Here is a 25,929-nt window from a genome sequence, read left to right as displayed (position 1 = left end):
AGCGGGCTGCAAAATTCTTATAGCAGGAGCAACGGTTGGCGACAGGCACGCATGCCCGTCACCGGCAATTCGACGGCCGTTCCTCTTGCTCAACAAACACATCATGCGACGCAATCCAACCCTTCTCGCGCCCGCCCCTGTGACCATCCAGGACGCGATCCGAAAGACTGCGATTTTTGCGATCTCCCTCATCGCATTTTTGACTTCGAATGAAGCAACGTTTGCGCAGGGAATGGCTCTTCCGTCGAGTTCGGTGTCCCGAACCCAACCACCTTCGACGCAGCCGCAAGGCGGCTTCATGCCTCGCAATGCCGACACGCCCCCCAGCCTGCAAGCGGCCCCGAACCAACCTAACCCCGGCGGTTCCCCGGGCGGAAAGCTCAGTTCCGGTGGACAATTGCCACGCGGCGCCGGGCAAGAACACCGCGTCTACGACCTACGATCCTACACCGGTTACCTCACGACTCACGATCGACCTCACCAAGCCGTGGTGGACTGGATCGTTCGAGAAACAGGAACCGACGTTTGGCATACCGAACCGTTCGGATTCATGAGCGCCGACCGTGACGAACTCACCGTCTATCACACCAACGAAATGCATCAAGTCATCGCGGGAATCGTCGATCGATTCGTCGCCGGTGACAAAGACCCGCAAGTCATGAACCTCAAAGTCATGACGGTCGGCAATCCCAACTGGCGTTCACGAGCCCACATGTTGATGCAACATGTCAGCGTACAAACTCCCGGCATCCAAGCCTGGTTGCTGACAAAAGAGAACGCCGCTCTGGTCATGAACTTGCTGCGTCAACGAACCGACGTTCGACAAGTTCAGGCGGTTGACCTGATCATGCACAACGGGCAAACCGAAAAACTCGCCAGCACCCGTGGACGCAACTACGTCATCAACGTCAAACCGTCTCCCGCCGGATGGCCTCCCTATGAACCCGAAACCGGGGAAATCCAAGAAGGCTATCAACTCGAACTCAGCCCACTGTTGAGCGTTGACGGACGCACACTCGACTGTGTGATCAACGCGAACATCGACCAAGTCGACAAGTTTGTGCCCGTTGAACTCGACCTGCCTCTGCCCAATCAACAGGTCCACCGAACCAAAATCGAAGTCCCGCAACTCGTCAGTTGGCGTTTGCACGAACGTTTCCGTTGGCCTTCGGACATGGTGCTGCTGCTCTCGTGCGGCGTCGTCGCTAGCCCTGATCGCACGCAATCCGCGATGCCTTTCCTTGATCTTGGTGCGATCACGGGCACCACGGCCGGCCGTGCCGACGCGTTGATGTTTGTCGAATTCCGTGGCAAAGCATCGCAAAACCTGACTCAGGCTCCGATGGTTCCTCAAGTCAGTAGCCGCGTCTCGGCACCGAACCGTGGTCGCTACTAAACCGCCCAACGAGGCGGCACTCATCCAACCATACCGCGTGCACCTCCTTCACGCGAGCATCTCTCCGGCACGGCGATCTGCCGCTGCCGACTACAGCGACACCACCGGCTGCCCGGTCATACCGCTGTCCTGTTCCGCGATCACCCGCTGGACATGAGCGAGCAGTTCTCGGAACGCGACCGGTTTGATCAGGTGCAAATGAAACCCGGCTTCCGCGGCGAGTGCACGGTCCGCTGGACGTCCCCATCCGGTCAACGCGATCAGTTTGAGATCGCCGCTCGTATTCGACCGTAGAATTCGCCTCGCCGTTTCATATCCGTCCATCCCGGGCAGACCGATGTCCATCACAATGACGTCCGGCCGACAACTCCGCGCCTGCTGAACGGCTTCGTAGCCGTCGCTCGCCATCTCGACACAGAAGCCTTCGAACCGAAACAACTCGGCCAAAATTGCAGACGCGTCGGCATTGTCATCGACTAATAACAGCCGTTTCGAATCGGCTGCCTGCTTTGCCGCAAACTTCGGCGCGGGAATCTTTGGTGCAGAGAATTTTGCGGCGGTGAAGATCGGTGGAGGTAGCATTGGCATTGGAAACGTTGGCGCCGAGAAACGGTTTTCACTGATCAAACCCACTGGTTCGAATTGATCGTTCGATACGTCCTTGCTGTCTTCGGGGGCTGCCGCGAGTGGCAACGTCACCGAGAAACTGCTGCCCATCCCTGGTCCGCGGCTGTTTGCCGACAATCGACCATGATGCAGCGACACGAGTCGGTTGACGATTGTCAGGCCGACACCCAACCCGCCATATTCACGCGTTCGACTGCCGTCCATTTGAACGAACGGTTCCAAGATGCGTTCGGCTTGGTCGGGATCAAATCCGATCCCGTTATCCGACACCACCAGTGAGATCGAACCTTCGATCTGCTCGAGGTTCAACACCACTCGACCGGCCTCGGGCGTGTATTTCGAAGCATTGCACAGCAGGTTGGCAGTCAATTGGGCCAACCGCACGCGGTCTCCTTCGATCCAAATCGGATGGTCGGGTAACATCGTTTCGAAACGCTGCGATTTGGCGTCAAATGAACTCTCGACCATCTCAATCGCATCATGCACGGCCTTTCGCAAGTCCATGCGGCAAACCTGCAGCTCCACCTTTCCTTGACAGAAACGCGAGACGTCGAGCAAGTCTTCAGTGAGCCGGATCAGATGTAACGTTTGACGATGAATCACGTCACGCACGCGCCGGACCACGTCAGGCGAGTCCACCTTTCGCTCTAACAAAACAAGGCTCGATCGGATCGGAGCGAGCGGGTTTCGGAGTTCATGTGCGAGCAACGCCAGAAACTCATCCTTGCGAATGTCGGCGCGGCGCAGGTCGTCACTGAGACGTTGATTTTCGGCCGACCGAGTCTCCGCCAACCGTCGCTCCCGTTCGGCACGTTCGAACAGGAAGATTGCCACGCAGTTAACAAACACATAGATGATCAACTGCACGAGATCCGGCAGGTGATCCACCCATAAACTCGCCGATGGCAAGATAAAGAAGTGCGCTGCGGCAAACGTTCCCAGAGCGATCGCGAGAATGGCGGGCCCAATGCCGGCAATCCACGCCGTCAACAGAACACTGAGGTAAAACAGACTGAACGGGCACTCCTCGTTAAGCCAAGGCTGCAACAGGAATCGCACCCAAATCATGACCCCCGTGCTGAGGATCGCGGTCGCGTAGCGAAAACCGAGAGCCGACCAAGAACGTTCGTTGCGATTGATCACGAGAAACGACATGCACCGACTCCCTGTCCAGCAATTCGATTCTCGCCGGCGCGAGTCTTCGCGCAATCTTCCGTGATCGCATGCATGAGTTGTTCAACGTCAACTGGTTTGGCGAACCAACGGTCCCAACCACGCCCGACAGGTTCGTCTTGTTGATTTCGTCGTGATCCGGTGACGGCATAAACCGTAACGTCGCGAAGACGCACGTCCTCGCGAATCCGCTGCAGCGCCTGCAGACCGTCGAACATCGGCATCTGCATGTCCATCAGAATCACGTCGGGCAAAACCGCCCACTGCTGCAATTGCTCGAACGCCTCGGCACCGTCTCTCGCGACATGAACGACGAATCCGTACTTCGCCAACAACACGGTCATCAAACCGCGTTCGTTATCGCTGTCTTCGACCACCAAAACGTGAATCGGCGTCTCGTCGTTCACGTGCGAAATCGCTGGGCTGGTTAGCGTCGGCGCGAGCTTGCGATTGTGGTTACTGAGATTGGCGATCAACGTCTCGAGAACCGACTTCGCATCTTCGGTCTCACCGCAATCCAAATTCATTTGGATCACATCGAGATAGAGACCGAGAGTGTTGAGTTGATTGCGTCGCCAATGTTCGGCATCGTCTCGCGCCGCGGTGGTATCGTCTGACGCGGTTGAATCTTGAAACGAGGACGCGGTCCCTGGATGGGAAGCCTCAAACGCCTCAACGGCACTCGGCTGCCCCGTCGTCTTGCCGAGCGTTTCCTGCCTTAGGACGGTGATTTCAGGCGGCGCTTCGATGCCAACTTTGACGATCCGTCCTCGCACCTGAAGGATGCTTAACGTGACGCCGAGATTGGGAAATGAGATTTGTTGCTGAGCACGACGCGACAACACTAACATACCGATAGCCTCCTGCTTAAACGATGCGATTGACGGACAGCGCCGCCGGAACAAAACCGACAGAACACGAAATGAGCGATCACCCACAACAGGCAACACTCGGTGCCTGCGTGAAACGCCATTGCCCGCCCGCCGGCTCATCATCGAGACCTACGGGAGGCGCCGCCCAGCCTCGTCAGTGCAATCGTATGCATATCTCAGCGGGAAACTCGGTTGCAAATATACGATCGGTCTCTCGGGTGGGCAACTCTCCTTCGATGGCGATGAGCGACACCGGCCTTCACAAAAAACAACCGCGACGGCAACGCTGGCAAACCAGGCAATCCCGCCCGCCACGGCAAGACACACAGGATATGGGACACAGAGACACTGCAGATCCATTGGTTCCTGCCTTGCCCCGGTCGAGCACATGCTGGTATTTCATGGGTGTTGAGATTTGATTTCAACCGATCACGTGGCACCGCGACACCGTTTTGCAAGTGCGACCGATCGCCTTCCTTTGCTCCACCTACCCTGCCGAATCGTTGGACCGCTGGCGTTCACGCTATTCCCGTGCGTTCAAATATCCTTTCATCACCGAGCGACAAACTCACACCGCGAGTCTTCAAAAACTGGCTCGTGTTTTCGATCGCGTGTGCCTGCATGACAACCATTGCCGGATGCGGAACGACGCGAGACCACCAAGCGACCGAACAACTGCTTCTCTCCGACGCGGTTGATCGGAGCGTCTCGACGATTGACTTTCGACCTCTCAGCGGGGAGAAGGTTTTTCTCGACACCAGTTATTTGCGTTCGGTCAAAAGCGATTCGTTCGTCAACGCGGACTATGTCACCAGCGCACTTCGACAACAAATCATGGCGGCGGGCTGTTTGATGCAGGACAGCAACAAGGACGCCGACATCGTCATCGAAGCACGCATCGGGACCCTCGGCGCCGACGATCACCGGGTGACATTTGGCGTCCCCGAAAACAACATGATCGGATCGGCTGCGTCACTTTTGCCGAGCACGCCGTCGGTTCCACAGGTTCCCGAGATCGCGCTCGCTCGCCGGGACGCCCGCGAAGGTGCCGCGAAAATTGCCGCGTTCGCCTACGACCGCGAAACTCGCCGGGCGATCTGGCAATCCGGAATCAGCCAATCACGATCGACTGCACGCGACACATGGGTGATGGGGATCGGGCCATTTCAAGCCGGATCGATTCGATCCGAGACGCGACTGGCGGGCAGCAAACTGTTGAAATTCGGCCGAAAGAACACCGGGTCGCCTCCGAAATCATTCGACCGTCCGCCCGTCGATTACACGGCCGAAACTCGCTTCGACGGTGGATGGCCGGTACTCCATTCGGGAGTCGACGGAAACGGACCTGGAATGATACCAGGCACAGGCTTGGTTCCCGGAGATGAACTGCCACCGATGATCGCAAACGAAATCAATAACGATTCCGAAACGATCGTACGTTAGGTGACGTGGTCCGGTGGTAAAGAGTGAGAGCTTACTCGCTCGCGGTAGACGGTTTCTCATATCCAAGTGAACGCAAGACGACCAACATTTCATCGCACGTGATGTAACGACGATGGTGCTTCAACTTGTAAGCGTCGATGGCAGACGCGAGATCGCGACCTTCGGCTGACAATCCTGAGTGGCTGCTGCCGAACTGACGCCGTTCAACGCCGGCACGTCCGGGTTGTCCCGATCGGTTCGCGGCACGGCGGTCCTTGACCGGTTCGCGTTGCGAGGATGGTGTCGTGTTTGGTTCTGTCGTCGGAATCGTCGGCAACAATCCCATGGATGCGGCCGTGGCTCGGTCATGTGCAAACCCTGACGCCGCACTCACACCGGAATTCGATCCGGACGAATTGGGGAAGTCAGAAAAAGCGGGAGAGAGTGTCATAGAGCAAGGATCCTTATCTGTAGCGAGAGTCCGTTTCCTCGAAACGAACGACCGCCGCGTGGCGGGGATAATGGTCTGCTCAACCGACGGCCGCTGTCATTGACGCGACCGGCCCACCGCGCCAGCAAACCGTTCACTCCAACAATAGGTCAAAATCCAACGTGAGGCTGGCGAATTTCGGTTTTCGACATGAGAAATCCGGTCCAAATGCGAGGGTCCTCAGGACTGCATCAAGATCAACGAAAACCGTCGAGATGACGGATGGACTCAATTCCTCGGCGCCGCCGGACCACAAAAGTTAGCGAACGCGGAAGGGAAACGGGCCCCCGTGATTCCCCTGCCAACGCTTTCCGATCCCAACGGACACACCCGATCGCACCAAACTCGAATCCATTCGGGGGGAATATAACGCCGTTTTCTTCGTCGCGGTCATTACGAGGCGACGATGGCTCGATCTCGTCAATCTTTTTCCCGCCCCAGCAGCGAAAACAACGGCAGGCAAAAGACTTCGGGCATCGGCCGCATCGCATTTCCGACCTCGTCTAATTGCTCCAGTGGCCCCCCACGAGAGCCCATCATCACCTGCACTCCCGTGAGCCGAGCAGTAACCTCACAACCACCCTGCATCCGGGGGGCACGCCGATACGAATCAGGCGGAAATCACTCGTAAAGACGCGCATCATGTTGACAACAAAACTCCCGGATTTTCTTGCAACGGGGCACTAACTTACGCTACCATCGTTTTGCGTCATGAAATACGACTTTTAAATTTCTGAATCATGAACGCAGATTTATCTGTTCCGAGATCGATGCATGCCACGCGAGCAACGTTGCTAGCACTGCCGTAACCGATGGAGTTCCCAACCATGAGCGCAGACTGGTTCTACATGAGCAGCGGATGGTTCCACAAAGCCAAACGTGTGGGTCCCATCAGTGAACAAGATCTGCTCCAGCGGATCGACGCGGGAAAGATACAACCTGAGACGCTGGTGCAGAGTCGGAAGACCCGTGAACGGTGGGTCCCAATGAGTACGGTGGGTCCTGCGATGGCTCGCTGGCTCAAAGCAAACCCCAACGCTCAGGATCAGGTCACCTAGATCAATTCTGGCAATCTGACCGGTTTTGGCACCGGAATAGCGTTATTAGCCGTACTGAAAGCCTTTCACAGGCGAGTGCAGCGGAACGCTGTAGTGTTTTGCATCAAGTGTTGCAAAACGCTACACCTTACAACCGGAACCCTATTCTGCCCTCGCTCGCCTGGAACGAGGTTTTTTTCGTGGAATCTCAGTTTTCGATAAATAAACTGACTCCATTCCGCACGCTCTCTCGCCACAAGATGTCCCCCTTAACGAGTGATTTGCATGATATCGCGAGCGTATCGCCTCTCTTCTCTCCCCCATCTCGAGCCTCCGATGATGACGCCACGTGCCGCCCAGGCCCTTACTGACATTCCTAGCCAACGAAGTCGTTGGCGTATCGCCAATCCCGCGTCGCTACTGTTCGCATGCCTGACGGTGGCGATCACTGCGATTTCGATGAACGATTCTGTCGCGTTTGCCGACGACTCGTCCGCATCGCTGACCGGAGAAACATCGGCCCGAATCGTCAGCTACACGCTGGAAGATGGCAACTCGCCGTCGATCGCGGTATCGGTTCAACCCGGTGCTGACGATGCGATCATGGCCGCCGTCTCGAATCAACCGACCGACGTGGTCGTCGTGGTGGACACCTCCGCCAGCCAGGTCGGCGCTTACCGCACCGACTCGATGACCGCCGTCAAAATGTTGTTGCGTCGCCTCGACGGTGAGAAGACTCGCGTGCAGTTGTTTGCCGCCGATGTCGACTCACTCGCGTTGACACAGGAATTCTCCACGGCGTTGGCCCCTGAAATCATCACTGCGGTCCGACAACTCGATCGCCGTTTGCCACTGGGGAACACCAACCTCGTCAAGATTCTCGACAACGTTCGGGCACCTTTGGCAGCGAGCGACAAAACCCATTCACGAGCAATCGTTTACATCGGTGACGGGACATCACTCGATGCGATTCAGAACGCCGCTCGCTTCGAACGCCTCGTTGACGCATTGCGGTCGGACCACATCAGCGTTCACTCGATCGCGATTGGCCCTTCCAAGAACCTCGAATCGATCGCCATCTTGGCAAACCAAACCGGTGGCGTGTTGGGTGTTGTTGGCGACGACCCAACCGTCGGCGGCGCCGCCGTGATCGCCCGCGGAGTTGCAGATTCGGCGAAACTGAGCCCGATCTGGATCAATGATGTCGCGAGCAGCGAAACCGGTTCGGACAGCGAATCGTTGACTTGGATCCACGGTGATCGTTTCCCACCACTGCGTTTGGATCGCGATTCGATCCTCATCGGCAGCATCGAAACACCTCGCGAGGAATTGTCCCTGGCAATCCACGGGACCGTCGCTGGTGAATCGGTAACGCTCAGCCTCGCTGCTGACATCGAAGACAGTCACCCCGACATGGCGTTCTTGCCTGGCTTGATTGCCGAACACGCGGGCAACCGCGGGTTGTTGCTGCCAACGGCCGGCTCTCCGATGCTGCGTCAAACCGCTCAAATGCTCGCTCATCGCGCGGAGGCTCTCGCCGAAGCGGGCAGCATGGCGTTGCAACAAGGCAACCGGCGTGGCGCTCAAGCGGTCGCCGAGAAAGCCCTGCGAGACGACCCGAACAACCGGGACGCGAAAGCGATCCTGAAGATGTCGGACCCTTCCGATCAAACGCTCATCGTCCAAAACCCGGTCGATGAGAACCCGTTCGACAATCTCTTTGGCGGAGACGGGGACGGAATGTCAGACGATCCATTTGGCGCGGCCGAACCTGCTGCGGATGCTGAACCAGCGGCCGCCGGCGAACCCGCACCTGCCGCCGATCCGTTCGGCGACGCGATGGCAGACGAACCCGCGTTCGACGCCGGTGCGGATGATCCGTTCGGTGCCGCCGAACCGGCTGCTCCGATGAACGACGCGACACCAGCGCAACCGCCCGTCGACGATCCGTTCGGTGCCGGCGACGCGTTCGGTGCCGTTGGAGAACCGACGGTCGAGCCACAACCGCAACCGACGGCCCCACCAGCAGAACCATTCGCTGCACCGAACCCAACCGCACCGCGAACCGGACAACCTTCGATGCTCGCACCCGGCGGCGCCTTTGGTGGTCCCGTTGGTGACGACGAGTTACGTGAATCAGGCGGAGAGTTGATGGATCGTGTTGATTCATTGCGATCGCGTGCCGAAGGCCGTTTGCGCGCAGAAGTGCGAGCACAACTTCGCGAAGCCCGACGATTGATCCGTCAAGATCCCGTTGGCGTCGCCGGCAGCTTGAAGAGCCTTCTGGCCCGTGTCGAATCGACTCCGGACATCGACCCTCAACTGCGTCGCGAACTGATGGGCGAAGTGCGTGCATCGATTCAGGTCGCATCCGCACGAGAAGCCGCCTTCCTTGAACAACAAGTAAACTTGCAAGCGGTCTCCGCGGGTGCCACCGCATCGGCACGACTCCTCGATGAAACGTTCCGTCGCGAAGCCCGTTTGAAAACTCTCTCGGCTCAGATGAACGCGTTGATCGACGAAGGCCGATACACCGAAGCCGATGGTGGCGTTTCGCTTGAAATCGCTCGCATCGCCGGTGACACAATCACATTCGATAGTGTTCTCGGTCGGCACGTCACTGACCAAACACTCAGTTTGCAAACCTACGCACGTGACCGTCGGTATCGTGAACTTCGCGAGCGTAACTTCATCGATGCGTTCTCGTTGGTCTTGAAGTCCGCGATCCCGTTCGTCGACGAACCACCAATCGTGTACCCCGACGCCGATGTCTGGCAACGGTTGAGCCGTCGTCGGATCGAACGCTACGGTGCGATCGAATTGGTCGGAGACAGTGAAACCGAACGTCGGATCGAAGCATCGCTCGACGACGAAACCTCACAACGTTTCCCTGAAACGCCACTCAACGAAGCGATCCGCGTGCTTTCGGAAGCTCATGACATTCCGATTCGCATCAACCGCACGGCCATCGAAGGCAACGGTTTGACCGAAGACACCCCTGTCGACATTTCGCTCGAAAACGTGTCCCTTCGTTCGTTCTTGCGTCTGATGCTTCGTGACTTGGAACTGACTTACATGATCCAAGACGAAGTGCTCAACATCACGACTGAAGACGACGCCAATACCAATCTCGTGACGAAAGTCTATCCCGTCGGCGACCTTGTTGTCCCTGTGATCGCCCTCGGTGGTGGTATGGGTGGCGGCATGGGCGGCGGCATGGGTGGCGGTATGGGCGGCGGCATGGGCGGCGGTATGGGCGGCGGCATGGGCGGCGGCATGGGCGGCGGCATGGGCGGCATGGGTGGCGGCGGGATGGGCGGCGGCATGTTCGTCGTTCCTGACGAAGTCTCCCTCAAGGACAAAGCCAGCCGACCCCAACCCGCTGCGGATGCATCGGCATCTTCCACCGAAGCAACGCCAACCAAACCCGTTCTGTCCCAGGACCCGAACGACTACGGCCCGATCCGCTTGACCGCGAAAGACGGCCAATCGCTCGAGGACTTGTGGCGTGCTTACTTCGCCGGATTGAAAATTGATTCGGCAGAACAATTGACCGTTCTCGACCGCCGCGTCAAAGCGACCGTGGGTGAACTCAACGTAAAGGCATCGTCGTTGCAGGAAGCCGGAAACGAATCGGATGCTCGTCAGAAATTTGAAGAGATTCGATCCGTGATCGGTGGTGCGATCTCCGCCGGACACATCCAACCGTGGATGTATCAGGCGTACGCAATCGCGCTGGCCGCGACGAATGCCTCTGACGCAGAAGTCGAACGCGCTCTGTTGTCGGCGGTTGACTTTGCCGAAACCCCCGACGATGTGCTAAACGTGATCGGTCGATTGGAGGCCATCCGTTGTGATGCCGCTGCGTTGAAATTGTGTCGTCAGTTATCCGCTGTCGATCCTGACCGACGCGAACCTTACGTCACGGGTCTTCGATTAGCCAAACGACTCGGCAACAACGAAGATTTGGCCTGGGCATGCGAAGGCGTGCTCGGCCAAGCTTGGCAGGCTCAGATGCAGCCCTTGGTCGAGGAAGCCCGCTTGCTCGCCCGTGCGACTCATCAAGAGTTACTTGAAAAAGGGGACACCGAAGGCGCCTCGCAATTTAGCGAAGCACTACGTCGCGCCTCGTCGCATGACGCCATCGTTCGCGTTTGCTGGACCGGTGACGCCGACGTCGATCTGTCGGTGGAAGAACCCGCCGGAACGGTTTGCTCGCTCGACACACCGACCAGCTCCGGCGGCGGTACTTTGTTGGGAGACGCGTTCCCGGGCGCAGCCGATGATCCGACTGGCCAAGTTTGCGAAACGTATCTGTGCCCGCGTGGCTTCAGTGGTGAATACCGCGTGATGCTGCGTCGGATTTGGGGTAACGTCGCGACCGGGAAGGTCACCGTCGAAATCCTGACTGATGTCGGCCGTCCGAATCAGCGGTTCATTCGCCAACAAGTTCCGTTGATGGAAAAGAACGCTCTTGTGATCTTCGAAGTCAAATCGGGACAACGCAAAGAGGAACTCGCTCAAGCACAACTCGCCCACCTTCAAGACTTCGGCCGCAAAGCCGGTCGCGAAGTACTCGGCCAGTTCGCGGGCCCCGATGCGGGAGGTGGCGTCAGCAACGGCGAAATCATGCAAGAGTTCTTGCGAGATTTCCCATCGCTCAGTTCTTCGTCTTCATCTTCGTCGGGGAATCCCGGCGTGCAAAACGGCAACGGTCGAGGATTCTTCCCACGCGGTGCCGTCGGTTACCGGCCTGAAATCACCACGATTCCTGAAGGGGCCTCGATGCTCGCGCTGGCGATCATCTCGGCAGACCGGCGTTATGTTCGGATCAGCCCGGCACCACAGTTTATCCAGATCGCGGACGTGACAACCTTCAACTTCGTCACCGGCGAAACCGGTGGAACCGGCGGTGGGGGAGCGACGGGCGGTGTCGGTGGCGGCGCTACTGGTGGCGCGGCCGGGGGAGCGGGCGGCGTCTTCTAAACCAGCCCGGATTCCGATCGCATATGCAACGACGCCCCCAAACGTCGTCCCATGTCGCGACAGTCCTAATCACGGAACGATTCCTAAGCCCTGCGACGCGTAATTCTTCGAATGAAGATCACGGTCGCAGGGTTTTCTTTTTTTTTGGCCAATCGCTGAGGGCACTGCCTTCCCGTTCTCGTCATGATGGCTCGGGAGATGGCCCACAGCCTCCTTCGAACAACTGACGCACGTTCTCCTCTGTGAAAGCTCCTCCGTGAAAGAGTTCTACTGCGGGTCCTGAGATCGTTCGTCAGAAAATCGCACACTTCTTTTGATTTTCGATCGGCGGTGACATCACGGGGAGGACAGGTGCTCAATCCACCGAAATCGCCGTCTCAAAAGGAGTTTTCGCCTGTTTTGCTGGCATCAAAAAGATTTCATCCAATTTCCGATTTCGGCTCAAGTTTGCAGACTGATTGCTATTGACTGGTATTCCAAAGGTCACCAAACTCATGTCTTGCTTGTAACGAAGCGGCTAACCGGCGAGATCTTGCGGGACACCACCCCACCCCGGTTGAGACACGACGCTACAGGGACGTACCGAATCGAAATTTGCCTCGGCATTTCGTTCGTATCACGACGCACAGGAAGTTTGCTTCGGCCCTCTTTCGATGATCGTCAACGATGCGGGCGGGCCGGTCACTCAGGAAGGGTGATGCACCAATCGCAGTCGTGATTGAACGGGTCGACCGATTCACTAACGGCATCTGCTTTGAGCGTGATGGCCGGTGAGATGATCAACACGTCAGTCGTGTTCACTCTCATCCGCACATTCACACGAGGGCATGTGCCACAACGCAATCGTGTCGGAGATAAGCGAAAACGACTTTCCTAATTCGGAATCTGTTTTCAATTGTCAACGACGTTACTGGCAGGAGCGCTAGTTTGTCATTCCAGACGGACTTCGACGTAAAAGAACGAGTGCGCAACGCGTCCGACATCGTTGATGTCATCGGTCGCGACCTCGAACTACGTCCACAGGGGCGCAACTTCGTTGCCCGCTGTCCGTTCCACAATGACACCAAACCGTCGATGACGGTTAACCAAGAGCGACAGTCTTGGAAATGCTGGGTTTGTGACATTGGCGGCGATGTCTTCAGTTTCGTGATGCAGCGTGAAGGGGTCGATTTCCCGGGAGCATTACGAATGCTCGCTGAACGGGCTGGTATCGAACTTCCCGAATATCGCAAAGGCCCGAAAACGCAACCGGGTGATCCCGATGACAAAGCCACTCTCGCTGCCGCGATTGAAGAAGTAGCCCAGGCGTACTACGAACAACTCGACGCCCGCAAGTCTGATGACGCCAAAGCGGCGTGGGACTATCTCGCCTCCCGCGGGATCAACGACGAAAATCGTGAACGTTTCCGAATCGGGTTCGCGCCCGACTCGTGGGACTTTGCCGTCAATCTTTTGAAACGCAAAAACTTCACTGAACAAGTCGCCGTTGCCTGCGGCGTCGCGAAGTCACGAGGCAATCGACCAGGAAACCAATCGGGCAACGACGGATGTTACGACTTCTTTCGCGGCCGGTTGATGTTCCCGATCAACAACGCTCATGGAAAAGTGATTTCGCTCGGGGGCCGCATCATCCCGGCAATCGCTGATCGAACCGTCGCCGCCTCCGGTGGCAAAGTGACCGCGGGGGCCAAGTATTTCAACGGTCCCGAAACGCTGCTCTACCGGAAGTCCTCCGAACTGTACGGCCTCGACTTGGCACGCGACGCGATCCGATCGGCTGGCGAAGTGTTGGTCATGGAGGGCTACACCGACGTCGTGGCAACTCGCATGGCGGGGATCGAAAATGCCGTCGCTGTTCTCGGCACCGCTCTGACCGCACAACACGTTCGTATTCTCAAACGGTTTGCGCCGCGAGTGGTTTTGGTACTCGACGGCGACGACGCCGGACGCCGCCGCGCCGAAGAAGTGCTCGAACTATTCGTTACCGCCGACGCGGATCTCCGAATCCTTACGCTCCCGGATAACGCCGACCCGGCCGATTTCCTCGCCGCGCATTCGGCCCCGGCACTGCTGGACATGGCTGCCAATGCCCCCGATGCGGTCGATCATAAAATTGCCCGACTTACCGAGGGTGTCGATATCACCCGCGACACGCACCGTGTTACTTCGGCAATCGAAACACTGCTCGGTCTTTTCGTGAAGGTCCCTCAAAACGACGATCACGCGTCGCTGAAGGTTGACCAATTGCTCATGAGAATGAGTCGCACGTTTGAACTGCCCGTTGACCGTTTGTCACGACGACTCGACGCTCTTCGTGCCGATCGAAAAGAGAGCGAAGCCAAGAAAGCTCGCTATCAGAAGAAACCAAACGGCCCTGCCCAACACAACGCTCCATCGAAACCGTCTTCGAGCACGGCGCCCACCGCACCGCCGCCGCAAGACGATTACGCGGACTTCGGATTCGACGACCCGTTCGCTTCGGCCGCGATGGAAGATGCCGCGATGTTCGGTATCGACGACTCCATGCCACCTACCGGCAGCGTCCCTTCCACTCCCTCGCGATCATTCTCGCCATCGCAACGGACCGACCATTCGCAATCCCAACCGCTCAGCGGTGTTGAACGTGAACTGTTCGAAACACTGCTCGAGAGCCCCGAAGTGGCCGCGATGGCGATCGAAGCGATCGACCCCGATTGGCTGCGATCGACAACGGCGAAGATGCTTCTGTCGGCGTACCAAGATCTCGACTTGCAAGGTCACGACCTCGATTCAGCCTCGTTGTTGACACTGCTCGAGAATGAATTTTTGAAAAACCAAATTATCACGTTGCAACAACGTGTCGACACTCGCGCCGATCGCATCGCCGAGAGCCCTCACGAACGCTACGCCGCGATCCTGACACGTTTTCACGAGCGTGAATTCGAAGCCGAGAAATCACGACAAATCGTCCAACTGGAATCAGCCACGTTACCGGAAGATGAAGAGCTCGCCGTCCTGCAAGCGATCATCGCCGCCGAACGCATTCGCCACAATCCACGTTAAGTGACTATCGGAGTCATTCCGTTGCACACCAACCATGTCCCTCGAGCCCCGAGTTTTTAAATCCCGAGACTTTCTCGAACATAACCCAATCACGTTAGTTTCCCGCTTTCGAGCCCACGTCGGTTGATTCGTACGAGCGTTCCCGCTCTCGAACGAATCGTCACCCAGTGGTCGCCATGACATCTCACCGATGCCCATGACAATCACACCGACACCGGCTCACCGTCCCATGATGGGACGTGACCCTTTTAACACGAAGTTAGAACCATGCAATTGATGGACCAAGATCTCTCGCAACTCATCGCCCGCGGTGCCAAGGACGGCTACCTGACCTACGATGAAGTCAACGCCTACCTCCCTGACGAAGACGTCAATCCGGAGAAGCTCAATACGCTGTTGCTGGCCCTCGAACGCCGTGGCATCGCATTGATCGAAGCAACCGAGAAAAAAGCACGTGAGGCAGCTGCGACTCAAAAACCACGTCGCGTTTCCCAACCCAACATCGCGGGTCTCCGTGAAGGCGAAGATCTGTCCGGCGAAATGCGTGACTTCGACGAAGATATCGATGCCGTTGCCGAAGAAGCCGCCGACACCGACGACACGGTCGAGGCATCCTCGGACGAACTGACCGGCGTTGAGGACACCGGCGGACCAGTATTGGGAACCGCCGCCGACCTGCCCAAGGCGAGCGAAGATCCGATCCGGATGTACCTGAGCCAAATGGCCGAGATCCCATTGCTGACCCGCGAACAAGAGATTTCGCTGGCAAAGAAAATCGAAATCACTCGCAAGCAATACCGCCGCGCGTTGCTTGAAACCGATTACGCCATGCGGGCGACCGTCGACGTGCTGAAGAAGGTCCACAGCGGCGAACTTCCTTTCGACCGCACAATCAAGGTCTCGCTCACCGAGCGATTGACCAAAGAGCAAATTTCACAGCGGATGCCGCACAACCTGCGAACGCTCGAACCTTTGCTCGAACAAAACCAAGCGGACTTTGAAATCCTCGTCCGTCGCAGCGTCTCACCGCGTCTCAAAGCGGAAGTTCGCAACCGCTTCCTGCGTCGCCGCCGCAAATGCCTCGAACTGGTTGAGGAATTGAGCCTCCGCAGTCGCCGCGTCACGCCGCTGCTGCACCAACTCGAGAAAATCTCGGGACGCATGAATTTCATCCGTGATCGCCTGACCTCACTCGGCAAAGACGCGATGAGCCGCGACGAAGCCGCCGACCTGCGTCAAGAACTCCGCGAACTCATGCTCGTCACGCAAGAGAGCCCTCGCAGCCTCCACAACCGCATGGTGCGAACACGCAAGTTCTTCGACCAATACGAAGCAACCAAACGCGAACTCAGCGCCGGTAACCTTCGGCTCGTCGTTTCGATCGCCAAAAAGTACCGCAACCGCGGACTCTCGTTCCTGGACTTGATCCAAGAAGGAAACACGGGCCTAATGCGAGCGGTCGACAAATACGAGTATCGTCGCGGATTCAAATTCAGCACCTACGCCACGTGGTGGATTCGCCAAGCGATCACGCGTGCGATTGCTGACCAAGCCCGTACGATCCGTATCCCGGTTCACATGATCGACGTGTTGAGCAAACTCCGGCAGGCGCAAAAACGTCTCACCCAAACCCTCCGCCGCGAACCGACCTACGAAGAAATCGCAGAAGCGACCGAAGTGCCGATCGAAGAAGTGCGACGCGTGATGGATATCGGTCGTCATCCTGTCAGTCTGGATCGCCCCGTCGGCGAAGGCGAAGACAGCAGTTTTGGTGAGTTCATCCAAGACAACGAAAACGACAACCCGGTCCGCATGGCCGCCAGCGGAATGTTGCGAAATAAAATCGATGATTTGCTCAAGACGTTGACGTTCCGTGAGCGTGAAATCATTCGCCTTCGTTATGGCCTCGTTGACGGATACAGCTACACACTCGAGGAGTGCGGACGAATCTTCAAGGTGACCCGAGAACGCGTTCGGCAAATCGAGGCGAAAGCGGTTGCCAAACTGCAAAGCCCTTCGCGTGCCGAACGACTTTCGTCGTACCTTAACCCGGCTGCCTAGTCAGCCATGATGTGCGACAGAGGATCGCGCAAGATGCGAATGGTGAATTCGCGGCGGAGGACAAAACCAACGCCGCGTGGCGCCTCGTCCGTTCGCTCTCGGTGGCCTCTGACCGTTCAATTACTCGCGCAGGGTTCGAGAACACAATTTCGATAACGTTGTCTCGCAAATCTGCATCGACAAAAAAAAACGGCGGACACGACGTGCCCAAACGTCGATCCGCCGTCTCTTTATCAACTACGAGAAGCATTTCGGTTCAATAAGTAATGTCGCAATCCCACACCACGACGGATCATTGAACCGACCTCTTCGGCCTGGCGTCGGGTCCTCCACTTGGTTGACCACGCCGGCTATTCGCTATTGTTCGGCACAATCTGACCTAGAGGAGGATTGGAACTTACTCAGAAAACCAGTTTCGTTTGCCCCCTCAGGTAAACTTTGCCGGTTAAACAAACCGCCCGTTGTTACTGTACTTTTGATTTCAATCTTGCCAGCACGAAGTCGTCTTTGAGATACTCTACTTCGTCTGGTCTCTCCCAATCGTTCCCATGCAAGGATGCTCACGTGGCCATTGGACCTCTCGCCGACGTATCGTCGTTCACCGTCGATCAACTTTATGACCTTTATCACGCGGTTGCCCTGAAGGATCATGCCTTCCGGTTGCAGTCTCTCTACGGTGAGGTTTCACCACCGGCGGGTCACTGCGTCTTTCGGCCGTTGAGCCGTGAAGGCTTTACGCAGCGTGTCCTGCATTACGATTCTTTGGAAGATGGGCAAATCGGCCGCTCTTTGCGACAAAGATTGGCACGTCAAGCAACCGCTTACGGGGTGAGCTCCGTCAAAGCCAAGGCTTCAAAACGAGCTGCCTAACCCTGGCCCGCGTCGACGAGTCTGCGATTCCACAAGAACGCCGAATTCATCGGCAATTTCCGTCTGCGGAGTGATACCGGTGACCACCAAGTCGACCAATTTGTTGCTTACGATCCTGCGGGCGGCACATTGCCGTAGCACGCATCATCATTTTGCCATCGACGCGTTACCGCTCGTCGGAACCCCTGCGGGCGAGCGACTCGTCGGCCATCTACTCCGGCACCACCATCGTTACCTGGCGGGTGCCAAAGATCCGGACACACGATTCCGGGATTTCCAAAACCACGTCATACATGTTGATGACGGTTACTGGGGCGGCGCACCTCGCGTCGCCCATCAATGGTATGACCGGATGCAGCGTTATCTGCGTACGGACCGCTGGAGCGACGCCGCCCATGCTGCGGGCGTATTGAGCCACTACTTCACCGATCCGATTCAACCACTCCACACCGCCCAAACCCCCGTCGAAAAGGTCTTGCATCGACCGATCGAGTGGAGCGTGACGAAATCGTACAGCACACTCTTCAACCAGTGGCAAAGCGATCCCTCGCGAACGGTCTTCCAACTCTCCGACAGCCCCGGATGGCTCGGCGAAGCGATCCTCACTTCGGCACGGGTCGCTCACGAACATTATGAGACGTTGCTCGACCACTATGATCTCAAAGCGGGCCGCAGCGATCCGCCATCGGGCCTCGACGGTGTTTCACGCGGATGTCTTTCACAACTGATCGGCCTCTGCGTCACCGGTTGGGCACGCGTGATTGAACGCGCCGCCTACGACGCCGAACAGTCCCGTAGCGAACCCATTCCGAGGCAAGGCACCACGCTGGGCATGGTCCTCGCCGGCATCCGCGTGCCTCACCAAACCTGGATCCGCCGCATCGAACACAGACTCGAACAGAAGAAGATCACCGCGTTGATCGACGAATTCGAAGCAACCGGCAAGATCGAAAAGAACATGCCCAGCGAACTCCGCATCATGGAGAAAGTGCGGCACATCTATACGAAGGAACGCGAATACAATCGACTCCGCGCCGAACGTCAAAACGGCTCGATGATCCGTATTCTGCAGGCCGACGATTCCGAAGTCGCATCGACCGACGCCAAAGCCACAAACGTCACCCCGGCGGCTAAAAAAGCCCCATCTGATCTACCACCCGCGACGATCCCATTCGTTTCACCTCAAGAAGGCAACGTGCGGTTGCACGTCGAAGACGCCCTCGTTGACGCACCTTCGATCGGCACGAAAACGGCCGCCCGTTTCGCGAAACTCGGGATTAACACCGTCGGCGAATTCCTGGCCGCTGACCCCACTGACCTTGCCGAAAAACTCGCCACGCGGTGGATCACGCGTGACACGTTGCACGCATGGCGATGCCAAGCGATCCTGATGTGCCAACTGCCCGACATGCTGGCTCGCGATACCCAACTTCTCGTCGGCGCGGGTTTTGCAACAGCCGACAGCATCGCGAAAACGAACCTCGAAACGCTCTATCAAGCGATTAGCGAATACGCGGCCACCTATTCCGGACGCCGTTACCTACGCGGTGCGGAACCACCGGATCGGGACCGCGTGGATACGTGGATCGGCGAAGCGGCCCTCGCCATGGTCCGTCAAAAACGAGCGGTATCCCGCATGCGTTCCGTCGTCCCGACAACCGAGCAAGATCAAACGACACGCGCCGCCTAAGTTGTTAGGCGGGCAGTGCTACCGCAACGCACGAACACTGCGGCGTTGCTAAGAACTCGGGCTCGATCCGTGACGGATGTCGCCAAGGCTCCCGGCCAACAACGGTCCCAGTTGGAATCGTTGACGAGTTCTGCCATCTTACGCATGTGATGAGGTGAGCGAACTCTCGCCGCTGAGTGCGAGACACCGAACGACACTCTTTTACTGAATCACCGATTCAGGCATATCCGGTGACACGATCACGTCGCCCGGTGAGCTGATCCCTTGATCGATCATTTGCCAGTCATTGTTCGAAACCGTTCCCACCGTAGGCTGCGTTGCCGACGGGTCAAACGGCCCGGAACTGACAGGGCATGGCACACAGACCTTCTCAGGCTGGCACCGTGGCTCTAGGAATCGTCCGAGTTCGTAGGCGTCGCGTTCAGCACCAGGACACCACGCACCTTCGGCCAAATTCACTTCGGCGTAGGCGAGCAACGATCCCTTCTCCCGGTGGAAGTCTCGAATCGCTAGGTTGTAGTTCGAAATCGATTGATAGAACTCGACTTCACTCGTGACCACTTGACGTTGTGCTTGCAAGAGGAAGTTGATGTTGTCCGTCCCGTCACGATAACGACGACGAAGCACATCAACCTGTCTTAGGTCAGCGAGGTATCGGTTGTAATTGGTTTCAACGAGTTGATAAGTAAGTTCAATGTTACGGCTCGCGCTGGCGAGATCATGGCTGATCCGCAATTCGGTTTCACTAAGCAACGCCCGCTCACGTTGCAGATTGAGCTTGGCGTGAGCAACCGCACTGCTGGCTGCACGCAGCCCGATCGGTGCGGTGAACTCCACCCCGGCACTCCATTCTTGGTAGTCGCCACCGGTAATCGAGTCTACCAAATCATTATTGGGTACTGCGTCGCTGCCACTGCCGATCAAATGGTCACCCAGACCTCGCCATCGATACTGACCGACAAAATCAGCTTGTGGTCGCCGGTTCAACCTCGCCGCCGTCAGTTCCATTTCCCGTCGCTTGACGTTGAACTTTTGCCGGCGAACTTCGACACGTCGCACCAAGGCTTGGCCGAGAGCACTGTCCCAATCGAAGATCACTTTCGCGTCGACGGGTGAGGTGCTCGGTTTCAGCAAACTTCCGTCACTCGCCGGCATTCCGATGAGGTAACGCAATCGTTGTTCGTTAGCATACAGACCGGTTTCGCCGGCGAGCGACGACTGCACCTGGGCTTCGAATTGGTAGTACTGTGAGCGGGCTTGAGCCTCTTCGTCACGACGTCCCGTTCCGACCTCCAACCGAACTTGTTGGTATTGGAACGTTTGCAGTGCGGCTTCCCGCCCTTTCACAACCGCCTCGAGAATCCGATACGAGGCCGTCAGGTCCCAGTAGGCTTGCTCAACGTCGGCGATCAACGAGATCACGGCGGCTTCAAAATCAGCCAAAGCGACATCTTCGTTGACGCGTGCGATCAACACGCCGTTGTACTGCCCCACCGCTCCGCTCGTTCCGGCGATTCGGTTGTACGTTGCTCCCGCACCTTTCATCAGGGGCTGCCTGTACTCAGCCTCCAAATATCCTGAAAAGGCACTTGGGAACAATTGACTGGCGCGACTCGGGTCATCCGTCCTCGTGTAACCGACGACGTTACGCATGGCAAACGTGGCCCCCGATGCCGTCCGTTTGGAGATCTCATTGCTATACGATGCAACGGTTTGGTTTGCGTACGAAGGGAAAACGGTACCGAGACCGGGCAAGCTAAAGTTCCTCGGCTGGTCGACCTTATCCCACGACAATGATTGAGAGTACACGGCATCAAACGCCGACAACGCCGCTTCCACACCGAGTGACGGGCTGGCGTGGGCGAGTGCGGGATCGAATGAGGTCGCCGTCGCAGCAGGACTGGTCACGACTGCACCACCGATCGATCGCAGTACGGGACTGCTACCCAAGGCTTGTCGAATCGCGTCCTGCAGTGTCAACTCCAACGCTGGCATGGATGCCGGATCCTGCAATGCGTTGGGAGCGATTGCAGAGGCGGCTGCCGAGGAAGACGGAGTCGCACATTGTTGTACCTGTGGGTACTCAATTCGCAATGCGGAATGATCGTGATACGACGTCTTTGTATCGTAAGGACTGTCCGGAATTTTCTGTGTTAGGCCGCACCCAACCGTCGCGAGCGTACTCACGCATCCGCACAACAACGAGGCCAACACGCGTCGCCGGCGCTGTTTTCGCTGTTGACCGTTCAACGTTTTTTTCGCCGTTTTCTCTTCGATCGTTTCGACACGAAGGTCGTGAGTGAACTGCCGATCCATGGCTGATCTCAATAGCTGTACGAGGGTGAGGCCGTGCTCGATGCATTCGACGTCCGTGTCGATTTAAAACTTCGAGCGAGCGGGCGATTTCAATTTCAGGCGTTTCCACCTGAACTTAGTTTTTCTCTATTTGGGGCGAGACTGATTAACTCATCACGGCAATGCGATGAAAGTTCCCGAAACCACAGCGGCTTCCACAATGACAGCACGTTGCTCCAACGGTGGTCGTTGATAAAACTTTGGCACCGGCGATCCGGCGCGGTAATATCCTTTGCTGTAAACGATGTCACACGGTTCCTGCACGGTCGCTAGGTAAGGCAACATTGGAAGCGTGGTGAAGAACCGAGCTCCAGAGGCGAGCGGTTGGAAACATCCCCAACGCTCGTGACCGTGCCGCTCCAGCATCCGATCTTCGAAATACAACGGATGTGAATAAGTGTTCGGTGCGGCCCAAGGTCGAATCAACTGCGGCCACGCCCCACCGCCCGTCAGAGCCAAGCGGGAATAACCGTCTTCGGGCAGGGGAACGAGCTGCAAGTCGTCCCCCGCTTCGAGTCCCTCAGGAACCCTTCCGTTTCCGATCGGCTTTTTATCAATTGAAACCGCTCGAATCGGCGGCAATACAAACCGTCCGCCCTCGACTTCTGGTAATCGCTCCTCGATGAACGGTTTGGCGAACGTGTCTTCGCCATCTTCATTTTCAAAATCAGACGCTCGTGGCGGACGCTCCGCATCTCCAACTTCGGCCCCATCCTCCTTCGGATCATCCATCGCGAGGGGATCGGCATCGTCACCGAGTAGATCTCTCAATCGCTTGCGACGCAGTTCATCTTCGTTGAGATTGTCTACTGCGTCGCTCGCCGGATCGCTATTCGAGGCAGCCGACTTCTCGGCACCATCTTCATCAGCGATAATCATCGCAAAGGTCGTCGACGAATCCCATCGCTGGGCGTGGTTAACAGATCCGAAATCCGTCGAAGTGTCGGCCGCCATCGTCCGAGCGGCGCCGCCAACGGAGGCGACACCGATCGCGGCTAAGAAGACGCCCAAGCGGCGACGTGTGATCGAACCGCCGCTCAATGAAAACAAACGATCGCATCGCAAACCGTTCACTCGGCAAACATTAGAAGGTTGCAGTTGTCCGTCGCCGAACCACCAATCCCAGATTGAATATGACATCGTGGTGCGTCTTCCTTGACGTGATTTGCGGATCGAAATGCACATGCCGAGAATTCCCGACAGGCCGTTTAATCGTCTGGACCTACACAACGAATCGACCTCCACGTGGCAAAACCGTCGTTGTTCGCAGAACGCGAAGGGCATAGGCCGCAAAGGCGTTAAACCTTAAATGCGTTTGCCCCACGGATCGCGTGCACCACTTTCCCCCCATTCTGAATAATCTACGTCGCAACTCCATGCTGATCGAACTGACTGACCCACTCGATTCGCGTATTAACGCTTATCGGAACGTGCGACTACGCGACCCAGAGGACGGGTTCATTGCGGAAGGCTCTTTGGTCGTGAAACGGCTCCTTCAGAGCGACTTATCCGTACAATCGCTACTGCTTCACAAAGGGCAGGAAGCGAAATACATCGGCATGCTCCCCGAATCTGTTCCCGTTTACGTTGTCGATCCTAAGATAGGTGCCGCTATCGCGGGTTACGATTTCCATCGAGGCGTCCTGGCACATGGTGTCTGTCCCCAATTGCTCCCGTGCGAACAACTCCAAACCGATCGCCCCCGCCTTGCACTCGGGTTGGTCGGCATCAGCGATCCTGAAAATGTCGGCAGCCTACTGCGTTCGGCCGCCGCAATGGGCGTTCAAGACGTCTTGATCGGCCCGTCCACCATCTATCCATTTGTGCGCCGCGTCATCCGAGTCAGCATGGCGTCGGTGTTTCATCATCGCTTCTATCGTTTCGATCAACCGCTTCAACAAATTGCGGATCTGCAATCCGACACGTTTCGATTCGCCGCCACAACATTGGCTCCCGACGCGATCACCATCGGCGCCCTTCAATCGCACCTCGCCGGGGCACCAACGGTTCTATTAATGGGAAACGAAGCTCAGGGCCTCGCCCCCGAGATACAAAAAGCCTGCGATGTCCGTACAACGCTTCCGATGCCGGAAACGACGGACAGTTTGAACGTGAGTGTTGCCGGTGCGATCTTTCTTCACGAACTGACCAAACCAGTCTCATGACGCGGCACCTTTTGGACGCATTGCTACATCACGCACGCGAACGCCCCAACGCGGTTGCCCTCCGCTGCCCCGGATCGCCGCCACGAACGTGGAGGCAACTCGTCACTGCGGTGCTCCGAACCACTCAGGTCATCGAGAGCACGTTGACGGGTACAGCGTGTGACAACGATCTCGGCAAGCCCATCTTTGATGCCCAGCAACAGAGAGTCGTCTACGAGTGCCAAAACACCGAAGCTAACGTTGTCACCGCTTTGGCGTGCATCGCGTGCGGAGCAATCGAGATTCCGATCGATGTTAAGTTGCCACCGGAGTCGCAAAGTGAAATTCGCAAACGTTCTCGCGGCATGGAACTAGCCCTATCGAAAACAGACTTGTTCGTGGCAACCGATGACTTCGCCGAGTCAATGACACATCTCGCTGATGCCGCCAATCGAGTCGACATTGATCGAGCTAGTTTAGTGCTTTGGACGAGTGGCACGACCGCCCAACCCCGTGGCGTCGTTTTGTCTCAGCGGAATTTGACCACGAACGCGGCCGCGAAACTCAACGCGGTCCCTCAATCCATCGACGACACACGTCTGACCCTTTTGTCAATCTCGCATGCCTACGCGAGAACATGTGACATGGGGACTTGGTTGCAGTCAGGTTGCCAATGGATTCTCGATTACGGACACGCGGGACTTGGCCGCATGGCCCCCCAATCTCGACCGACGTTGATCAATTGTGTGCCGTCCCTGGCTCGGACGATTCTCGAACGGATCCGGTTAGGCGATCTGCGATTGGCGGAATTACGTGCACTCGGCTGTGGAGGCGCGGCACTCGGCGCCGACCTGTTCAACGAACTCTCAGGCAAGAAAATTGATGTGATCCAGGGGTACGGTTGCACGGAAACATCGCCCGTCATTTGCAGTTCGTCCCCCGGTGACACGGTTGCCGGATGCGTTGGTCCACCGGTCCAGGGTTGCGAAATCAAAATCACCAACCAACGTCTGTATGTCCGCGGGCCGATGGTCATGCTCGGATACCTGGACGATTCAAAATCGACCGCCGAAAAAATCGATCAGGACGGATGGCTCGACACCGGCGACCTCGTCGAACGGGCCCCGAGCGGCCAACTGAGAATTCTCGGTCGTGACGATGACGTGATCGTTCTTGAAAATGGATTCAAGATTCACCCACATCCAGTGGAACAATCGATCCTTCAGAACGTCCGCTGCGAACACGCGGTGTTGCTGTCGATCAACGACAAATTGATTATCGCGATCCAACCGGACTCCCTCGACAGGGCACCGGACAACGAAACGATCACCGAGTGCGTCCGCGACCTCTTACCCGCACGCACTCCGTTTTCGATCGCACGACTCGATCCGCCTCTTACGCAAGCCGCAGGAGAACTAACGTCGAAAGGCACCCCTCGCCGGAACATCGTCCGGCGTCGATTTGAGTGTCCGTGACTGGGTAACTCCGATTTTGACGCATCCCCGGCCCATCGGCTGACTTTCGCAAACGCTCCCAGCGAAACGGAGGACGATGCGCAGATGCGGCCGAATGCGGGACGAATTCCGACCGAGAAAACGACTCCCGCTCCTCCAGCGCTCTCAAAACCTTCGCCACCTGAATCGAGCGAGCCGACATTCGAGAAATCTTGGCGAGAGTTCCGGCAGCGGAGTAAGGCATATTCTACTCTAGAGTGGGGTAGCGACTAAACTGGACCGCTGCCGCGATCGATTCACCCCAGTCGAA

Annotated in this window: 15 protein-coding genes; 10 read left to right on the top strand and 5 right to left on the bottom strand. The window is 57.2% G+C overall.

Annotation, left to right across the window (positions count from 1 at the left end; genetic code table 11):
- Window positions 1–103 precede the first annotated feature (103 nt).
- Entirely contained in the window at window positions 104–1,396 is a 1,293-nt protein-coding gene (locus FHS27_RS05320) for a hypothetical protein (RefSeq protein ID WP_184302718.1), read from the top strand.
- Between the two features lie 90 nt (window positions 1,397–1,486).
- Here FHS27_RS05320 and FHS27_RS05315 read toward each other — a convergent pair whose 3' ends face one another.
- Window positions 1,487–3,178 (bottom strand): ATP-binding response regulator, encoded by a 1,692-nt coding sequence (locus FHS27_RS05315; protein ID WP_184302715.1) that lies wholly within the window; start codon window positions 3,176–3,178, stop codon window positions 1,487–1,489.
- Window positions 3,163–4,047 carry a response regulator gene (locus FHS27_RS05310; protein WP_184302713.1) on the bottom strand — a complete coding sequence of 295 codons (885 nt, stop codon included), beginning with the start codon at window positions 4,045–4,047 and terminating at the stop codon, window positions 3,163–3,165. The genes FHS27_RS05315 and FHS27_RS05310 overlap by 16 nt, the downstream gene beginning before the upstream one ends.
- 552 nt (window positions 4,048–4,599) lie before the next feature.
- Between FHS27_RS05310 and FHS27_RS05305 the strand changes: the two genes are divergently transcribed.
- A complete protein-coding gene (locus tag FHS27_RS05305) occupies window positions 4,600–5,511 on the top strand; it encodes a DUF6655 family protein (RefSeq protein ID WP_315854466.1) in 912 nt (303 codons plus the stop codon).
- 31 nt (window positions 5,512–5,542) lie between these two features.
- Here the strand turns inward: FHS27_RS05305 and FHS27_RS05300 are convergent, their stop codons facing one another.
- On the bottom strand, window positions 5,543–5,941 hold the full coding sequence (locus FHS27_RS05300; protein WP_246419130.1) for a hypothetical protein: 399 nt from the start codon (window positions 5,939–5,941) through the stop codon (window positions 5,543–5,545).
- An 866-nt stretch (window positions 5,942–6,807) separates the two neighbouring features.
- Between FHS27_RS05300 and FHS27_RS05295 the strand changes: the two genes are divergently transcribed.
- The 6 genes from FHS27_RS05295 to FHS27_RS05270 all read left to right on the top strand — a co-directional run bounded on the left by FHS27_RS05295 (window position 6,808) and on the right by FHS27_RS05270 (window position 19,666).
- Window positions 6,808–7,038: a DUF4339 domain-containing protein gene (locus FHS27_RS05295; RefSeq protein ID WP_236624807.1), complete on the top strand. Its 231-nt coding sequence runs from the start codon at window positions 6,808–6,810 to the stop codon at window positions 7,036–7,038.
- 315 nt (window positions 7,039–7,353) lie between these two features.
- The gene (locus FHS27_RS05290; protein ID WP_184302707.1) at window positions 7,354–12,003 is read left to right on the top strand and encodes a vWA domain-containing protein; all 4,650 of its coding nucleotides are present in this window, start codon (window positions 7,354–7,356) and stop codon (window positions 12,001–12,003) included.
- A gap of 927 nt (window positions 12,004–12,930) precedes the next feature.
- Window positions 12,931–15,045, top strand: coding sequence for a DNA primase (dnaG, locus tag FHS27_RS05285; protein WP_221224894.1), 2,115 nt, complete (start codon window positions 12,931–12,933; stop codon window positions 15,043–15,045).
- Between the two features lie 267 nt (window positions 15,046–15,312).
- Window positions 15,313–17,106, top strand: a complete 1,794-nt coding sequence (locus tag FHS27_RS05280) for a sigma-70 family RNA polymerase sigma factor (protein ID WP_184302704.1) — start codon at window positions 15,313–15,315, stop codon at window positions 17,104–17,106.
- 564 nt (window positions 17,107–17,670) lie between these two features.
- Window positions 17,671–17,976: a hypothetical protein gene (locus tag FHS27_RS05275; protein WP_009097307.1), complete on the top strand. Its 306-nt coding sequence runs from the start codon at window positions 17,671–17,673 to the stop codon at window positions 17,974–17,976.
- A 79-nt stretch (window positions 17,977–18,055) separates the two neighbouring features.
- Complete coding sequence (locus tag FHS27_RS05270; protein ID WP_184302700.1) at window positions 18,056–19,666, top strand: DUF4332 domain-containing protein; 1,611 nt, start codon at window positions 18,056–18,058, stop codon at window positions 19,664–19,666.
- Window positions 19,667–19,867: 201 nt separating this feature from the next.
- Here FHS27_RS05270 and FHS27_RS05265 read toward each other — a convergent pair whose 3' ends face one another.
- Both FHS27_RS05265 and FHS27_RS05260 read right to left on the bottom strand, forming a co-directional pair.
- Complete coding sequence (locus FHS27_RS05265) at window positions 19,868–21,982, bottom strand: TolC family protein (protein WP_184302697.1); 2,115 nt, start codon at window positions 21,980–21,982, stop codon at window positions 19,868–19,870.
- A gap of 153 nt (window positions 21,983–22,135) precedes the next feature.
- On the bottom strand, window positions 22,136–23,161 hold the full coding sequence (locus FHS27_RS05260; protein ID WP_246419129.1) for a hypothetical protein: 1,026 nt from the start codon (window positions 23,159–23,161) through the stop codon (window positions 22,136–22,138).
- 236 nt (window positions 23,162–23,397) lie between these two features.
- Here FHS27_RS05260 and FHS27_RS05255 point away from each other — a divergent pair, with 236 nt between their 5' ends.
- Both FHS27_RS05255 and FHS27_RS05250 read left to right on the top strand, forming a co-directional pair.
- Window positions 23,398–24,186: a TrmH family RNA methyltransferase gene (locus FHS27_RS05255; protein ID WP_184302692.1), complete on the top strand. Its 789-nt coding sequence runs from the start codon at window positions 23,398–23,400 to the stop codon at window positions 24,184–24,186.
- Complete coding sequence (locus FHS27_RS05250; RefSeq protein WP_184302689.1) at window positions 24,183–25,640, top strand: class I adenylate-forming enzyme family protein; 1,458 nt, start codon at window positions 24,183–24,185, stop codon at window positions 25,638–25,640. The genes FHS27_RS05255 and FHS27_RS05250 overlap by 4 nt, the downstream gene beginning before the upstream one ends.
- Window positions 25,641–25,929: the final 289 nt, after the last annotated feature.

The organism is Aporhodopirellula rubra (assembly GCF_014192335.1).
Lineage (GTDB): Bacteria > Planctomycetota > Planctomycetia > Pirellulales > Pirellulaceae > Rhodopirellula > Rhodopirellula rubra.
The sequence above is the reverse complement of the archived record's forward strand: the minus strand, read 5'-3'. Positions and strand labels throughout refer to the sequence as shown.

Excerpts from the sequence above, each read along its gene's own strand:
- FHS27_RS05320 (WP_184302718.1), top strand. The coding sequence starts at position 104 with ATGCGACGCAATCCAACCCTTCTCGCGCCCGCCCCTGTGACCATCCAG.
- FHS27_RS05315 (WP_184302715.1), bottom strand. The coding sequence starts at position 3,178 with ATGTCGTTTCTCGTGATCAATCGCAACGAACGTTCTTGGTCGGCTCTC.
- FHS27_RS05310 (WP_184302713.1), bottom strand. The coding sequence starts at position 4,047 with ATGTTAGTGTTGTCGCGTCGTGCTCAGCAACAAATCTCATTTCCCAAT.
- FHS27_RS05300 (WP_246419130.1), bottom strand. The coding sequence starts at position 5,941 with ATGACACTCTCTCCCGCTTTTTCTGACTTCCCCAATTCGTCCGGATCG.
- FHS27_RS05295 (WP_236624807.1), top strand. The coding sequence starts at position 6,808 with ATGAGCGCAGACTGGTTCTACATGAGCAGCGGATGGTTCCACAAAGCC.
- FHS27_RS05290 (WP_184302707.1), top strand. The coding sequence starts at position 7,354 with ATGATGACGCCACGTGCCGCCCAGGCCCTTACTGACATTCCTAGCCAA.
- FHS27_RS05280 (WP_184302704.1), top strand. The coding sequence starts at position 15,313 with ATGCAATTGATGGACCAAGATCTCTCGCAACTCATCGCCCGCGGTGCC.
- FHS27_RS05265 (WP_184302697.1), bottom strand. The coding sequence starts at position 21,982 with ATGGATCGGCAGTTCACTCACGACCTTCGTGTCGAAACGATCGAAGAG.
- FHS27_RS05260 (WP_246419129.1), bottom strand. The coding sequence starts at position 23,161 with ATGTCATATTCAATCTGGGATTGGTGGTTCGGCGACGGACAACTGCAA.
- FHS27_RS05255 (WP_184302692.1), top strand. The coding sequence starts at position 23,398 with ATGCTGATCGAACTGACTGACCCACTCGATTCGCGTATTAACGCTTAT.
- FHS27_RS05250 (WP_184302689.1), top strand. The coding sequence starts at position 24,183 with ATGACGCGGCACCTTTTGGACGCATTGCTACATCACGCACGCGAACGC.